Origin of the sequence: Candidatus Amarolinea dominans (assembly GCA_016719785.1) — a bacterium.
GTDB lineage: Bacteria > Chloroflexota > Anaerolineae > SSC4 > Amarolineaceae > Amarolinea > Amarolinea dominans.
Window position 1 is genome coordinate 425882 of record JADJYJ010000001.1, and the last position, 15253, is coordinate 441134.

Annotated in this window: 13 protein-coding genes; 5 read left to right on the forward strand and 8 right to left on the reverse strand. The window is 57.5% G+C overall.

Annotation, left to right across the window (positions count from 1 at the left end; genetic code table 11):
• Positions 1-235: 235 nt before the first annotated feature.
• Together IPM84_02185 and IPM84_02190 are read left to right on the forward strand one after the other, a co-directional pair.
• Entirely contained in the window at positions 236-535 is a 300-nt protein-coding gene (locus IPM84_02185) for a type II toxin-antitoxin system Phd/YefM family antitoxin (GenBank protein ID MBK9091583.1), read from the forward strand.
• A gap of 35 nt (positions 536-570) precedes the next feature.
• Positions 571-954, forward strand: coding sequence for a putative toxin-antitoxin system toxin component, PIN family (locus tag IPM84_02190; GenBank protein ID MBK9091584.1), 384 nt, complete (start codon positions 571-573; stop codon positions 952-954).
• A gap of 28 nt (positions 955-982) precedes the next feature.
• Here the strand turns inward: IPM84_02190 and IPM84_02195 are convergent, their stop codons facing one another.
• Positions 983-1918, reverse strand: coding sequence for a discoidin domain-containing protein (locus tag IPM84_02195; GenBank protein ID MBK9091585.1), 936 nt, complete (start codon positions 1916-1918; stop codon positions 983-985).
• Positions 1919-2051: 133 nt separating this feature from the next.
• Positions 2052-2513 carry a DUF234 domain-containing protein gene (locus IPM84_02200; GenBank protein MBK9091586.1) on the reverse strand — a complete coding sequence of 154 codons (462 nt, stop codon included), beginning with the start codon at positions 2511-2513 and terminating at the stop codon, positions 2052-2054.
• Positions 2514-2673: 160 nt separating this feature from the next.
• Between IPM84_02200 and IPM84_02205 the strand changes: the two genes are divergently transcribed.
• Both IPM84_02205 and IPM84_02210 read left to right on the forward strand, forming a co-directional pair.
• Complete coding sequence (locus tag IPM84_02205) at positions 2674-3537, forward strand: SDR family NAD(P)-dependent oxidoreductase (protein ID MBK9091587.1); 864 nt, start codon at positions 2674-2676, stop codon at positions 3535-3537.
• Positions 3534-3950 (forward strand): hypothetical protein, encoded by a 417-nt coding sequence (locus IPM84_02210; GenBank protein ID MBK9091588.1) that lies wholly within the window; start codon positions 3534-3536, stop codon positions 3948-3950. Before IPM84_02205 ends, IPM84_02210 begins: the two co-directional genes overlap by 4 nt.
• Before the next feature lie 93 nt (positions 3951-4043).
• Here the strand turns inward: IPM84_02210 and IPM84_02215 are convergent, their stop codons facing one another.
• The 5 genes from IPM84_02215 to IPM84_02235 all read right to left on the reverse strand — a co-directional run bounded on the left by IPM84_02215 (position 4044) and on the right by IPM84_02235 (position 11027).
• Positions 4044-4700 carry a hypothetical protein gene (locus tag IPM84_02215; protein MBK9091589.1) on the reverse strand — a complete coding sequence of 219 codons (657 nt, stop codon included), beginning with the start codon at positions 4698-4700 and terminating at the stop codon, positions 4044-4046.
• A 383-nt stretch (positions 4701-5083) separates the two neighbouring features.
• The gene (locus tag IPM84_02220; protein MBK9091590.1) at positions 5084-6550 is read right to left on the reverse strand and encodes a hypothetical protein; all 1467 of its coding nucleotides are present in this window, start codon (positions 6548-6550) and stop codon (positions 5084-5086) included.
• A 22-nt stretch (positions 6551-6572) separates the two neighbouring features.
• Positions 6573-7697, reverse strand: a complete 1125-nt coding sequence (locus IPM84_02225) for a hypothetical protein (GenBank protein ID MBK9091591.1) — start codon at positions 7695-7697, stop codon at positions 6573-6575.
• Positions 7694-8434, reverse strand: coding sequence for a response regulator transcription factor (locus IPM84_02230; GenBank protein MBK9091592.1), 741 nt, complete (start codon positions 8432-8434; stop codon positions 7694-7696). Before IPM84_02230 ends, IPM84_02225 begins: the two co-directional genes overlap by 4 nt.
• Positions 8435-8726: 292 nt before the next feature.
• Positions 8727-11027 carry a sodium-translocating pyrophosphatase gene (locus IPM84_02235; GenBank protein ID MBK9091593.1) on the reverse strand — a complete coding sequence of 767 codons (2301 nt, stop codon included), beginning with the start codon at positions 11025-11027 and terminating at the stop codon, positions 8727-8729.
• 287 nt (positions 11028-11314) lie between these two features.
• On the opposite strand from IPM84_02235, the gene IPM84_02240 reads away from it, so the two are divergent.
• A complete protein-coding gene (locus IPM84_02240) occupies positions 11315-12307 on the forward strand; it encodes a pseudouridine-5'-phosphate glycosidase (GenBank protein MBK9091594.1) in 993 nt (330 codons plus the stop codon).
• A gap of 212 nt (positions 12308-12519) precedes the next feature.
• Here IPM84_02240 and IPM84_02245 read toward each other — a convergent pair whose 3' ends face one another.
• Positions 12520-15027, reverse strand: a complete 2508-nt coding sequence (locus IPM84_02245; GenBank protein MBK9091595.1) for an AAA family ATPase — start codon at positions 15025-15027, stop codon at positions 12520-12522.
• Positions 15028-15253 lie beyond the last annotated feature (226 nt).

Genomic DNA, 15253 nt, shown 5'->3' on the forward strand with positions numbered 1-15253 from the left:
GAGAATCTCCCTTCACGAAACAAATGAATACAGCCAGAGCATGGCCGCGCCTGCGGTAGCGCGCATGCCTTCCGTCGTCCATGTGAGCGGTATTTTACGACAGCGCGGGGGGCAAAGCAAAGAATGCAGACAGCGGCGTACCGAAGCCTCACCCCTGGGGTTGACATTCGCAATAGCTTTGCAGTAAGATATGTATCAGGATTTGTATTCTACCACTAAGTGAGGTCTGCGAATTATGCAAAAAATCATTGGCGTCACCGACCTGCAAAGAAACTTCCGATCTGTGTTCGATGAGGTGACCAAGGACCACATGCCCTACGTGCTGACGCGAGGCAGCCGGCCAGAAGCCGCCATCGTCCCCTACGAGGAGTTCACCCGCTTTCTGGCCTGGAAAGAGCAGGAGATCGTGGCTGAATTCGACCGCGCGATGATGCGGCTGGCGGAGCAAAACGCCGTCTACGGCGACGACGAAATCGCGGCGGATGTGGACGCGGCTATGGCCGAGGTGCGCGCAGCGCCAGGTCAACAACAATGAGGGCTGTCGTTGACACGAACATCCTTGTGCGGGCCGTGATCAAGCCTCAAGGGAGTGTAGGCCCCGTGCTGTATCGGCTACGCCGGCGCGACTACACGCTGCTGCAGAGCCGCGCAACGCTGGATGAGATCGTGGAGGTTCTCCATCGCCCGCGGTTACGGACTAAGTATCAGTTGAGCGATGGTGTGCTGCGCGCGACGATTCGGCTCATCGTCGCGCGCAGCGAGTTGGTGCATCCCGACGTGCAGATAGCTGCCTGCCGCGATCCCAAGGATGACAAGTTTCTGGAGGTTGCGGTCACCGGCCAGGCCGATGTCATTGTCAGTGGGGACGAGGATTTGCTCACGCTCACGCCTTTCGCCAACATCCCGATTGTGTCTCCCGCTCGATTTCTAGCCTTGTTGGATCGCGCAGAATGAGCCTTCAAATGAGGCTCTCTATCTGTTCCTATTTGCCATAGACCTCGATTTCAGCAAATCCCAGTCCATAGAAATTTGCGGTGCGAAGGCTTCTTATAGGTGATAACAACACGATCCTGATACGATCGGCCTCTGTTTGCACAAGAGGAAAGTAAGACCAGCCCGTTTTCTGCAGTTGGGCGGGCGTTAGGTGCAGTTTCTGGGCTGTATCGTTCGAAAAAATCAGCATAGCATCTTGGAAGGCAGGGACACAGCCATCACAAACCAAAAACTTGATTCCCGTAATGGTATATACACGATCCAGCTTGAGCTCAATCCATGGCTTGTCCAGATCGGCTGTGTCCGCAGGCCACACTGTCGCATTGTTGGAATCAATAGCTTTGTCCGGTGTGTAGATCGGCTTCTCGTTTTGGTCTAGAACATACAGTGTCGAGGAGGCGGTTGCCCCCTCAATGGCCAACTTGCTATCAACGGGAATTCCCTCTTGGGCCAACACGGTAGGGAGTGTCAGCGGTTCTGGCGTGCCATACGCCTGAATCGTCTTTTCCAGGTCCACGACACGGTTTCGAAGAGCCTCCAAGTCACCCGCAGACACAAGGGGTCCCGGTAATGGCGTGGGCGATGGACGTGCGTTGAGGGCTGCCACTTGCTGTTCCAGGGTCGAAATCTGCTCCGTCAGTTTTTTTAGATCGGCCAATTCGATCCCCGGCTGCGGTGTCCCCGTTGATGAAGGTGACGTGCTATACGCTTCAACAGTTGAGCGAATCTGATTAACTCGGTCAACAAGACGGTTCACCTCTTGGGATAACGTAGATGTGTCATTCTTCTGCAGTTCAGCGTTACGATTGGTCGCGTTCCAAACCACCAATGGGCCAACTACCGACATAATCACAGCCACCGCAATTGCCACCCAAGCAGGCTGATTCGTGCTTGATCCGTAATCATTGGCAGGCTTCATTGTCATTACACTCCTACAGAATCGAAGACCGTTCCGTTGCATGTCTCATAAATCAAGCATAACCTATCTTTTCGGTTTCGGCAAGTCCATCTTGCTGGTGCCCGGACGTTCACGGATAAAATGCTTTCGGTCCACGGGTTCAATTTCCAGGATGATCCATCACCAGCGCCTCTGCCGCAACCAGGCGCACATTCTCGTCCGCCGCGCGGGCGACCAGCGCGGGCGTGAAACCGGACTTGGCAAAGAGCGCATAGGAAACAGCCGGCCAGCGGCCCTGGGGATCCACCAGGTGCGCCTTGCGTTGGAGATCATCCAGGATGTCCGTGCCTACCGGGTTAACTGACCACTTGCACTCGCCCAGCAGCAGCGCGCCATCTGCCTCGCTGACCGCGACAACGTCCACCTCGCCCGTGCTGTCCCACCAGGAGCCAACCCGTTCAGGCAAGAAGGTGAGCTGCCCCGCGCGCGCCAGGCGCGCGACGTAAGCCCGTGCCGCTTCTTCGAAGGCATAACCGACGAACTGATCGAATGTCGGCCGCAGGCGCTGCGCCAGCACCGCGTCCGCCAGGCCCAGGTCAAGCGATCCCTGGTTGGGATGCACATATACGAATCGCGATTATTATAATCGTGATTCGTATAATAACAACTCCAGACCAAGCGCGAGCAAAAGGCTTGACATCGCTCTCAGCTTGTGATACTAAGGATATGCCCATGCAACCGGAATGAGCAGTCGTTTCAGAAAGGCGGTTTCACAAACCAAAATGGTAGAGCCATCGAGTTTGCAGAACCAGGTTTGCCTGGTCACCGGCGCCACGGCCGGCCTGGGCAAGGCGGCCGCCGTGCAACTGGCGCAGCGCGGCGCAACCGTCGTGATCGTCGCGCGCACCCAAGCCAAGGGCGATGCCGCTGTGGCCGAGATCAAGGCCAAGACCGACAGCGCGGCCGTCAGCGCGCTGACCGGAGACCTCTCCTCGCTGGCCGCGGTGCGCCGCGTGGCCGCGCAGTTCCGTGAGCAGCACGATCGGCTGCACGTCCTGATCAACAACGCGGCTGTCTTCAAGCAGCAGCGAATCTTGACCGGCGAAGGGCTGGAGCTGATGTTTGCCACCAATCACCTGGCGCCCTTCCTGCTCACCAACCTGCTGCTCGACATGCTGCAGGCTGGTACCCCATCCACGATCATCACCGTTAGCGCGCCCTCCACGAGCAAACTGAGCTTCGATGACCTGCAGGGTGTGCGCAGCTTCTCCGCCCTCAACGCGTTCGGCGCTTCCAAGGCGGCCAATCTGCTCTTCACCTGCGCGCTGGCGCGACGGTTGGCAGGTAAGCGCGTCACGGCCAATGCCTACCATCCTGGCATCGTGCGCACCAGTCTCATGCGCGAGGCGCCCGCGCCGATGCGCCTGCTTCTCAGTCTCTTCAGCTTTATGGCGCAGCCGCCCGAGAAAGCCGCCGAAGGTTTGGTCTGGCTGGCAGAAACACAGGCCGGCGGAGCCAATGGGCAGCTTTTCCGCGGCCAGAAGCCCATGGCGACCAGCGACTACGTGCGCGACGAGGCCGTACAGGAACACCTTTGGGCGGAGAGCGCACGCCTGGCAGGATCGGGCGAGGAGGATGCAGGATGACACCGCCTTTCGGCGCGCTGCGCTTTCTCTACGTCGGCACGACCGACTTCGACCATGACCTGGCGTTCTATCTGGATCAATTAGGCGCGGAGCGCGTCTGGCAGTTTGCTCGTTTTGGCGCGCTGGTGGCGGCGCTGCGCCTGGGTGACGGCCCACTGCTGCTGTTGGCCGATCACCGTCCCGCGCCCAGCTGCCTTCCCGTCTACGAGGTTGCCGATCTGGGAGCGACGATCCGGGAGCTGCGGGCGCGCGGCTGGCAGCCGCAGGGCGCCCGCTTCGAGATCCCCAACGGCCCCTGCCAGACCTTTGCCGATCCCAGCGGCAATCAGTTTGCCATCTTCGAGGACGTTCGGCCGGGCGCAATGGAAGGCGCCTACGCCGATCCCGCCAATCTTCACGCGGTTCGGAAGTGAGATTTCGAGCTCGTCAACAAATTGAACAGAATGAAAGCAAACGGGGAGAGTCATGCGACTCTCCCCGCTCTCTTCAGATCATGCGCAAGGGTATTACCAATCCAGATTCCAAAACGGAGAGGGGACGCTAATGGTCAGGTCCTTACTGGCTACCTCAGATTGGTGTCGTTGTACAATCAACGTACGTAGCTCAACTTCTGACGTGTCCACCAAATAAATGCGAGGATCGGCAAGAAGGCTGGCCAGACCTGCGGCGTCAGCCACCGTGCCATGGATCACCATGACGCCTTCAAGAACGAGTTGTTCGCCATTGACACCCGCCGGATCCATGCTCTGTGTCCCTGGAATGGTCCGGTCAAGCCCGCCAAATTCCCAATGCCCGCCGCGCTTGCTGTGATTCAGGGATGATCTACCAACAAAAGCGAAACTGTCCACCTGAACATGAGCCTCTGAGACCAGGATTCGCGCATCTTGCAGCGAGACAGGCGTTGCGAAGGTGATTTGCAGAGGCAATGGGTACATCGCGTATCGTGAAAGCAGCGTTTGGCCGCGCTGCCGATTCGCATCGAGGTAACCCTGGTGAGCGATCGGGTTATCGAAATCAACGCTTATTGTCACGTAGTAACTTCCGTTCGATTGGCCTTGACCCGCGTAGCGAAACGAACTGGTTTCTCCTTCGAAATAGGGAGAAGCAACCAGGGCCGCTCGAGTCTGCGCTACAAAGGCAAGAGCGAGGACAACGACAATCAAGCATAAACTCCACAGCCAACGAGATGAGACACGCATAGTTGTTTCCTTTCACAAAACTCAGTTTGAAGGGTTCTAGTTGACCATGCCTTGGGGGTCGCTATATTTCCAGTGAAAACACCTGGCAATGACAATTTTGCCCAGCCAACTGTCACTCGATGTGTGATTATGAGAAAATGAGTAATTCACCTGACCTTCGCCGTACAAAGTGCTACATTGCGCGGGGTTGATCTCATCAGTCGTACAATGCCTTTCAAGCCTTAAACCCGTATCACAGGCTGGTAACAGTATTGCGTCATTTGTGTATCAGAGTGACAGACGCGACGGGGGACCCGTCGCGTCGTCTGTTATGATGATGCTATGACCGATAGGTGCATGCCCAGCACCTATGGCATTATCTGGAGAAGCGCTTCGAACTCTGTTGCGGCATTGCTCAGGCTGCCGATCTGTTTGCTCAAACTAAACTCATCCCACTGCGCATCGGGCAGGTCATCCATGAACCAACACAGCGCCACGACCTGAGGTTCAACATTGATTTCCGCTAATGCATGAGTCAACCAACCATCTGGGTAGTTTCGAGCTGGTCGAACATTCGTGTCGGTCGTAAAAGTATTGGTGGATGTAATAAAAACTGGCAATCCGCGCGTGGCCGGGTGTGCATTGATGATCGCAAGCCAATCTCGGTATACACGAAAGCCAGACTGGGCGCCGTTCCAGGCTGGTTGACGCAGATCGGTTACTGGTTCCAAGGCCCGGCCTTTGCCTGTAAGTTCCAATGCCTCTGGCCGACCGGGAGCTTGCACAGCAAAGCCATCCGGGCTGGCGAAAGGTATGCCGGCAGCAGCCTTCTCTTGTGCTGTCTGGCTTATTGCGTAAACAAGCGTGTTCATGTAATTCAGCCAGGGGGCATCACTCGACCATGCCAATTCTCCATCTTGATCGGTGTTCCAGGGGCGCACTGGGCCAACCAGGATGCGAGCGCTCGAATGCTCCTGGCGTATGATCTGCACAACATTGTCTGTGCGAGTCATCGCGACACCATGCCCATTGAAAACGCGCGCATACCAATCAGGGGTCACCTCGTAGCCGGTCGTCAGTTCATTACTACCCTGTTCGTTATAACCACTGCCAATGATGAACGCATAGACGTTGCGCAAACGAGCATCACGCGCTAAACGACGAACGTAAACCAAGTATTCAGCCAATGCGGCCTCATTCTCACGTGGGGGAATGCTCTGCCCTTTCTGGTAGTCAACACGTACGAGCACGCGCAGCCCTTGTTCGTTTGCACGTTGGATACGAGTTGCCAATTCGTCAATCGTATAGCCGGGGTTTGTCTGGGCGACGAAGGTCAACTCCACATCCCATCCGCTGCGCTGATGCCAGTTTCGCAGTGGGTTGGCAAAAACGACACCGAGTTTCGTTGGTCCTGACATGGGCACCGGTGTCGGCGTCACCCTGGCAGACGGAAATGATAGACGGGTCCATTCCACACAGCCTGTATGACAATCATGGTAGAAGACCAATTGATAGTCTCGTTCCGAAGGAACGGTAGTGCGCCAAATCCAGGTCCAACTTTCCAAACCAGGGTTCTCGTGCCAGGCGTCAATTACCAATGGACGATCATTGAGAGTAAGCAATACATTGGACCACGGAACAATATCGGAAATAATAATCTGGAGAGATGAAGGCGCATTAGTTGATTCTGCAACGAGTGATACGCGCGGCCATGCCAATTGGTCAATCGAAGATGACGGCGCGATCATGACATAACCCGGGGTATGCGCCATGAAAAGAATAACGCTACAAAATCCAATGAAAATCAATCCATACACAACACGTCGAGTTTTCATGATGTCATCCCCCGGTGCAAATTTACGAATCCACGGCGGGCATCAAGACGAAGCGAACGGTGGTGCCAGTCGTAGGCCCGTCTGTCTGGCTCTGAATATCCAGGCTACTCTGATGCTTGTGCAATATCTCCTGGGCAAGCGCGAGGCCAAGCCCGCTTCCATCCATATCGTGGCGACCACGATACAGTCGTTGACAAACAAAAGGCAAATGCTCTGTAGCAATGCCAGGCCCTGTATCGCTGATCGCACAGACAATTCCAGTTTCATTGCGGCTCAAAACAACATCCACCCGATCACCCGGACGGCTGTACTTCACAGCATTGTCGAGAACATTCACGAAAACACGCATGAGCTGATCCGCATCGCCCAGAGTCCGCGGTAAGGGTGTGGCAACACGAAACGATAATTCGATTTCGCGTTGCTCTGCCAGGGGAATCATCTGGGCAACCGCTCCTTCAGCCAACACAACCAGGTCTATCGGCTGTTGGGTCAGGTCGGTCGTCATCTCCAAACGAATGAGTTCGACAGCTCCCTGTATCAGCCGCATCAGTCGCCTGGTTTCTCGTTGAATGACCTTTCTGGAAGCTTCGCGACCGGAAGGAGGTATTTCCGCATCATCCAAAAGATCGGAGTGAGCTAAAATAGAGGTCAGAGGGGTCCGTAACTCATGCGCCAGGCTGTTGACAAAAGCATGATAGGTTTGTCTCACTTGCCAAGTAACGTTGACATCCGTGACAAACACAACGCATCCTTCAGCATATCGTTGTATCTCCCATTGAATACGACGGATTGATGGCAACGTAAGCTGACGCGTGGAACCTCTGGAATTTGGTGAGTGAAGGGTTTCCAACACATCGTGACGCAGCAGTGCCATCCAGGATGCACCGTCCGGGTTCGTTAGTGCAAAGGGCGTCGTTGGAAGTTCTAGCAGGCGATGGGCAGCAGCATTGACATAGTGACAATCCTCCGAAGTTCGGAACAAGAGAATACCGACAGGCGCGAGGTCGAATATCGTGTTGGGCAAGGTTTGTGTTATGTGACCAGGGGTCAGATATTTGTGCCGCCACCATATGCCCGCACATACTGCCAGGGCAAGAACCAGTAACAGCAGGAAAAGCGCAGTTCTCAACTCAAGCAAGATTATCACGGGGAGAATCCCAGCGATCCGTTTTTTTCCAGTTCCTCGGGAGTGACCAGGCGATACCCAAACCCTCGTACAGTACGAATGAGCTCGGGTTGTGCAGGATCGGTCTCCACTTTGGCGCGCAGACGCTGAACATGAACATCTACGGTGCGCGAATCGCCATCGTACGCGTAGCCCCAAACCTGCCGCAACAGTGTTTCTCGACCGAAGGCGCGTCCCGGATCACGCAATAAACACAGAAGCAGTTCTTGTTCGGTGGGAGTCAGGTCGAGTGGTTGATTGTGTAGTTCGATACGCCGTTGCGAAGGCCAGGCTGTCAATGGTCCACAAACCAGGGGTAACTCTCGCACGTTGCGACGGTCATGGGCATGCTCCAGTAGGCGGAAGAGCGCCTTGATATGAGCAAGCAACTCACGCGGCTCAAAAGGCTTGGTTAAATAAACATCAGCGCCAGCCTCGATACCAATCAGTTTGTCAGTCAATTCATCGCGCGCCGTCAACATCACCACCGGAACATACTGCTCGGCATTCCGTACACGACGACAGATTTCTAGCCCATCCATGCCGGAGAGCATGATATCAAGAACAACCAGATCAACCTGCTGCATAGTCAATACGGCCAAAGATTCCTGCCCGTTCTGTGCAGATACCACAACGTAACCCGCTCTTGTCAATAGAACAGACAGAACGTGAATAATGGCTTGGTCATCGTCAACAATGAGGATCTTTTTCGGCATCATCGGTCAGAACCATTCGATTATAGCAGGAGAGCAGAACCGTACAAAAAAAACACCGTGGATAACGTCACACCCTGGGACAGTGGGCATCTCGCCCGCTGTCCATGTTCCCAATATGTTACGCTCACTACCGGGCGCCCATGCGGTGCCCATGCAATAGAACAAGTCTATCTCTCGATCCTTAATACTTTGTCACAGTCTTGTAACAGACGAAAGCAAACGGGGAGAGTCGAACGACTCTCCCCGTTGTGATTGCGAACACGCAGGCTGCAACCAGCCCGCGCCCTACCGACTATTACTTCTTCTTCCCGCCCTTGTGCTCCACGGCCGCGGTGGCGGCGGCGAAGTTGCCGCCCTTGCGGCTGCGCTGCACGGCCCAGCCGATGATCAGCAGGCCGATGACGATGATCAGTCCGGTGGTCAGAGTCAGTTCTTTGTACTGAACGATGATCGGCGCAATGATCAGGCTAACCAGGTTGATCACCTTGATCATCGGGTTGAGCGCCGGGCCGGCGGTGTCCTTCAGTGGATCGCCGACGGTGTCGCCGACCACGCTGGCCTTGTGACGTTCAGACCCCTTACCGGTGTTCTTGGCCAGGTTGCGCGGCTCATCTTCGATCGTCTTCTTGGCATTGTCCCAGGCGCCGCCGGCGCTGGCCATGAAGACGGCCAGCAGTTGACCGGATAAGATGATGCCGGCCAGGAAGCCACCCAGGGCCTCAACTTGCAGCGCCAGACCAACCACCACCGGCGTGACGATGGCGAGCAGCGCCAGGTTGACCAGTTCGCTCTGCGCAGCCACCGTGGAGATGGTCACAGCCTGGCGATAGTCTGGCTTGACCTTGCCTTCCATCAGACCCGGAATCTTGAACTGGCGACGGACCTCTTCCACAATCAGGCCGGCGGCGCGCGCCACCGCCTTGATCGCGAGCGCGGAGAAGAGCCACGGTACCGCGCCGCCGATCATGAAGCCGATGAAGACGTTCGGCTCTGAGACACGGATGCCATTGGCCAGGGCGAGGGGATCAATCTTGGAAACGTCGGTGATGTAAGAGCCAAAGAGCGAGACCGCCGCGATGACGGCCGAACCGATGGCGATACCCTTGGTGATAGCCTTGGTCGTGTTACCCACGCCGTCCAGGTCGGCCATGATCTGGCGGGCGTCCTTGTCCAGGCCGGCCATTTCACCGATGCCGTTGGCATTGTCGGAGATGGGGCCGAAGGAGTCCATCGCGACGTTGTTGCCGGTCAGGGTCAACATACCGATGCCGGTCAGGGCCACGCCGTAGAGGATGTACGCCACGCCCATGCCAGAGTAGATCAAAACTGAAGCCAGGATGGTGAGCGCAATCACGAGGGCTGCCCACACACTGGACTCATAACCGACAGCCAGGCCGGATAGGATCGTGGTGGCCGGGCCGCCGCTGGTTGAGGCGCGAATCTCACGCACAGGCGTCGCTTCGGTGCCGGTAAAATAATCGGTCAGCCGGTCAAGCACGATTGCCAGCAGAACGCCGGCACTGGTCGAGAGGAACGGTCGCCACCAACCACCGGGAACATCCCGCATATAGAAGAAGGCGACAATCATGAAGAGCACGGTGGAGATGGCGGCTGAGGTCAGGAAGCCGCGGAAGATGGCGGCCATCGCATCGCCCGACTTTCCGGGGCCGGCCTTGACCAGGTAAGTGCCGATGATCGAGGAGACGACACCAATGCCGCGCACCAGCAGCGGGTAGATGATCCAGTTGATCTGGTCGGTGGCGGCGACCAGGGTCAAGCCCAAGATCAGGGCGGAAACGATGGTGACTTCATACGACTCGAAGATGTCGGCGGCCATACCGGCGCAGTCACCGACGTTGTCACCCACCAAGTCGGCGATCACGGCGGCGTTGCGTGGGTCATCTTCGGGGATGTCTTGCTCCACCTTGCCGACCAGGTCGGCGCCGACGTCAGCCGCCTTGGTGAAGATACCGCCGCCCACGCGCATGAAGAGCGCCAGCAGGGTGCCGCCAAAACCGAAGCCCAGCAGGGCATCCGGCGCCGCGACGCCAAAGATCATGAAGATGATGGTGCCGCCGAACAGGCCCAGGCCATCGGTCAACATGCCGGTGATGGTGCCGGCACGGTAGGCAATCTGCAGGGCGCCGGCAAAACTCTTACGTGATTCGGCTGCCACGCGCACGTTGGCCTCGACCGCCATGCGCATGCCGATCTGACCGACCGCCAGACTGAAACCGGCGCCCATGATAAAGGCGATGGCGCGACCGAAACCGATCAGCAGTTTCAACGAATTCTCATCCATGCCAGGGAAGCGTTGCAAAGCCTCACGCGACGGCGGCACGATGTATACGCTCAAGAAGAGCGCAATGGTCAGCAGGCCAATAAATGGCAGAATGCTGCGTAACTGGCGACTAAGATAGGCATCGGCGCCCTGCTTGATCGCTTCCCACACTTCCTGCATCTTGGCGGTGCCCTTGTCTGCAGCCAACACCTGACGGCGTAGGAAGAGGGCGTAGACCAAGCCCAAGACGGCGACGACCAGAACGCCCCACAGCGAGAACGCTTCAAATGTCGTCAGGTTCAAATGTTGCAACATGCTCTTTCCTTTCTCCTTGCATTTTCTTCGCGCAAAACGAGATGAGAGATAACGAACCGAGCGGTAGGTGGGTCTGACAGATGTCGAGTCGGAACAAGAAAAAAGCCCCCCTGCGTAACCTGGCGGTACGCCAAAGAGGCCCTGGAAACGCAACAGACCACTGAAGGACACAAACGCGGCGAGTAACGAATGCCCACAGGGGCACATTCGGAAGAAGGCCTCTTTGCCGCTAACAGAATCATTGTAAAGGCGATGACGCGAAATGTCAAAACAAAAAACCGCAGCCGATGAGCGCACAGCGGCGGTCCCCATGCACCGAAACGCCTTGCTCTGTGCCCGAAGTTGTGTTACACTTGTCGTCGCATGACGCCAGTAAAAGGAGCATTATCTTGAGTGTTCGACCTCAGGTTCAATCCGCAGAAGGTGCTTTGCCGCGGGTTGCGTTAGAATCCACTGTGATTGCACACGGTCTGCCCTATCCGCACAATCTGAGATTGGCGCGCCGTCTGGAAGCGCATGTCCGCGAGCACGGCGCCGAACCGGCCACTATTGCTATCTTACACGGCGAATTGCGCGCCGGACTGACCGATTCGGAGCTGCATTACCTGGCAACCGCGACGACGGTGCGCAAGGTCAGCCGGCGAGATTTGCCTATCGTTGTCGCGCAGAAGCTGGATGGCGCCACGACCGTGGCCAGCACGATGTTCATCGCGCACCGCTTCGGCATCGAAGTGTTCGCCACGGGCGGCATTGGCGGCGTCCACCGGGGCACCGTGTTCGATGTGTCGGCTGATCTACCGGAACTGGCGCAAACCCCGGTCACCGTGGTCTGCGCCGGCGCGAAGGCCATTCTCGACCTGCCGGCCACCCTGGAATGGCTGGAGACGCACGGCGTCACGGTGCTTGGCTATGGCACAGACCAATTCCCGGCTTTCTACAGCCGGGAAAGCGGTCTGACGGTAGATGCGCGCGTGGATTCACCGGCTGAGGTGGCTGCCATTGTAAGGGCAAAGCGGCAATTGGGGATGACGAGCGGGCTGTTGGTGTGCGTGCCGGTGCCGGCGGCCGCCGAACTACCAGCGCTGGCGGTCGAACCGTTTATTCAGCAGGCGCTGAGTGAGGCGGATCAACGCGGTATCCGCGGCAAGGCGATCACCCCGTTCCTCCTGGCGCGTGTCAGCGAGTTAACCGGAGAGGCCAGTCTGCGCACCAACCTGGCGTTACTGGAGAACAATGCGCGCGTCGCGGCACAGATTGCCGTGGCCCTGACCGAGCGTTAGCGATTCATCGCGACGCGCAGCAGGGAGAGAGTGTCCGGACAAAAAAGAACCAGGGCAGAAGTCCCCCGCTCCTCTGCCCTGGCCGCAAACTCCCGAAAGAGCTTACATTGTTAGCATATACGCACTCGCACAAAAAGTCAATCAGGATTGCATAACAAACCCATAACAAATCGCCTGTTTTGGAGCCATTGTTACAGGTTTATTGCACGGCATCAGACGCTGGCAGCCGGTATGAACTGTGAAAGATCCACCGCGATCGGCTGCTCAGGCTGCTTGCTGAAAATCAGATCATCGCCGCCCGTCGTATCCACATCTACGTAGACCACATCACCGGTCTTGAATTCGCCTTTCAACAGGCTCTTGCTCAAGGGGCTTTCCACATAGCGTTGCAAAGCCCGGCGCAGCGGCCGCGCCCCAAACTGCGCGTCGAAGCCCTTCTCGGCCAACCAGCGCCGCGCGGCCAGGCTGAGATCAATGGTCAGGCCCTGTTCCACGAGGCGGGAGGCGATATCCTTGACCTGGATGTCCACAATGCGGATCACGTGCTCCAGCTTCAACGGCTCGAAGATGATCACTTCATCAATACGATTCAGAAATTCGGGGCGGAAGGTCTGCTTCAGGCCGCGCTCGATCTGGTTGTGCAGTTCGCGCGTTTCGTTGGCATCGCCGGCTTCGCCGCCCGACCGGATGAAGCCTAAAGCGCCGCCCTTCTTGGCATACGCCGTACCGATGTTGGAGGTCATGATGATGACCGTGTTGCGGAAGTCCACCGTGCGGCCCTGGCCGTCGGTCAAGCGCCCATCCTCCAGGATCTGCAGCAGCGCGTTCCAAACCTCCGGGTGCGCCTTCTCGATTTCATCGAAGAGAATAACCCGGTAAGGACGCCGGCGCACTGCCTCTGTCAACTGCCCGCCTTCGTCGTACCCCACATAACCGGGCGGCGCGCCAAGCAAGCGGCTGACCGTATGCGCCTCGCGATACTCGCTCATGTCAATGCGCAGCAGAGCATCTTCGTCATCGAACATGAAGGCCGCCAACGCCTTGGCCAGTTCCGTCTTGCCCACACCGCTGGTACCCAGGAAGATGAAAGAACCAATCGGCCGGCGCGGGTCTTTGAGACCGCTGCGCGCACGCCGAATCGCATCAGCCACCGCGTTGATCGCTTCGTCCTGACCGATGATGCGCTCGTGCAGCACCTCTTCCATGCGCAACAGTTTTTGAGCCTCGGTTTCCAGCATTTGCGTCAACGGAATGCCAGTCCAACTGGCAATCACCTGTGCAATGTCCTCATCGCTGACCACCTCATCCAGGCCCGTCTCAGACCGCCAGGTGGCGCGCTCAACGGTAAACTCCTGCTCCAACTTCAGACGCTCGGCTTTATACGTGGCCGCGCGCTCGTAATCGCGGGCTGCCCAGGCGGCCTCTTCATCGGCGGTCAGCTTTTGCAGGCTGCCCTTCCTCTCTTTGAGGCCGTCCGGCATGGTGTACAGTGCCACCCGCAGTTTGGCTGCCGCCTCATCCATCAGGTCAATGGCCTTGTCCGGCAGTTTGCGGTCGGCCACGTAACGATGCGACAGCCGCGCGGCTGCAACCAGGGCTTTGTCGTCAATGGTTACTTTGTGGTGCGCCTCGTAGCGATCACGCAGGCCGTGCAGGATGCTGATCGTATCCTCGACGCTCGGTTCTTCGACCCAAATGGGGGAGAAACGCCGTTCCAGGGCGCTATCCTTCTCGATGTACTGGCGGTACTCGTCTGGCGTCGTGGCGCCGACGCAGCGCAATTCACCGCGAGCCAGGGCCGGCTTCATCATGTTGCTGGCATCCATCGCACCCGACGCGGCGCCCGCACCCACCACGGTGTGGATTTCGTCAATGAACAGGATGATTTCACCTTCGGCGCGCTGCACTTCTTCGATCGTCGCCTTCAGGCGCTCCTCGAACTCGCCGCGAAAACGAGTCCCGGCCACCATGGCGCCCAGGTCAAGCGAAAGCACGCGCTTGCCCATGAGAATTTCTGGCACCTCATCGGTGGCGATCTTCTGTGCCAGGCCTTCGACAATGGCGGTTTTACCCACGCCGGCCTCACCGATGAGCACGGGGTTGTTCTTGGTGCGGCGGCTGAGCACCTGAATCACGCGCAGAATTTCGGCATCGCGCCCGATCACAGGATCGAGCTTACCCTCAGTAGCCAGCTTGGTCAGGTCGCGGCTGAATTTCTCCAACGTGCGATAACGGCTATCGGTGGCCTGGCTGGTGATCCGTTGTCCCCCGCGCAGTTGCTCAACCGCCTGGCTGATCCTGTCCCTGGTGATACCATGTTCTTTCAGGATGCGAGCCGTCGGCGTATTGCGCTCGGCCGAGATGGCCAGGAAGAGGTGTTCCGTTGAAACAAACTCGTCCTTCATCCGGCTGGCCTCTTCATTGGCTGTATCGGTCACCCGCTTGAGTCGCGGGGTGATGAACACCTGTGAGACTCCCCCGCCATAGGGCGCGTTCGTCAGCCGGGGCGCTGTTTGCAGCACTTCGTCCAGCTTGGCCGCAACCACGCTGGGCGGCACCGCCAGGCGATCCAAAATCTGCGGCACCATGCCGTTGGCCTGCTCGACCAGGGCCAGGAAGAGGTGCTCGGTGTCTACCTGGGTGTGTTGATAGCGCTGCAGAATTTCATACGCACGCATCGCCGCATCCTGCGCGCGGTCGGTAAAACGATCGAATCGCATCATATGTCTAAAACCACAAGCCTCTGTTTCTTAATTTGTCAGCGTTATCGCGCCGCGATGAAAAACGCTGTGTAGCGCGTGTTCCCATCGTCTCCATCTCTAACGGAACGCTAACACAGGGTTGTTGACAGCAGAGACACAAAGAACACAGGGCCGAAATCAGCTCGCATTCTTTGTGCCTCTGCCGAGCGGGCAATCAGTCGGGCCGTGCCCAGGTCATGGCTGA

What these genes read in the sequence shown, in the direction of transcription:
- IPM84_02185 (MBK9091583.1), top strand. Translation starts at nt 236, where the DNA reads ATGCAAAAAATCATTGGCGTCACCGACCTGCAAAGAAACTTCCGATCT.
- IPM84_02195 (MBK9091585.1), bottom strand. Translation starts at nt 1,918, where the DNA reads ATGACAATGAAGCCTGCCAATGATTACGGATCAAGCACGAATCAGCCT.
- IPM84_02205 (MBK9091587.1), top strand. Translation starts at nt 2,674, where the DNA reads ATGGTAGAGCCATCGAGTTTGCAGAACCAGGTTTGCCTGGTCACCGGC.
- IPM84_02210 (MBK9091588.1), top strand. Translation starts at nt 3,534, where the DNA reads ATGACACCGCCTTTCGGCGCGCTGCGCTTTCTCTACGTCGGCACGACC.
- IPM84_02220 (MBK9091590.1), bottom strand. Translation starts at nt 6,550, where the DNA reads ATGAAAACTCGACGTGTTGTGTATGGATTGATTTTCATTGGATTTTGT.
- IPM84_02230 (MBK9091592.1), bottom strand. Translation starts at nt 8,434, where the DNA reads ATGATGCCGAAAAAGATCCTCATTGTTGACGATGACCAAGCCATTATT.
- IPM84_02235 (MBK9091593.1), bottom strand. Translation starts at nt 11,027, where the DNA reads ATGTTGCAACATTTGAACCTGACGACATTTGAAGCGTTCTCGCTGTGG.
- IPM84_02240 (MBK9091594.1), top strand. Translation starts at nt 11,315, where the DNA reads ATGAGCGCACAGCGGCGGTCCCCATGCACCGAAACGCCTTGCTCTGTG.
- IPM84_02245 (MBK9091595.1), bottom strand. Translation starts at nt 15,027, where the DNA reads ATGCGATTCGATCGTTTTACCGACCGCGCGCAGGATGCGGCGATGCGT.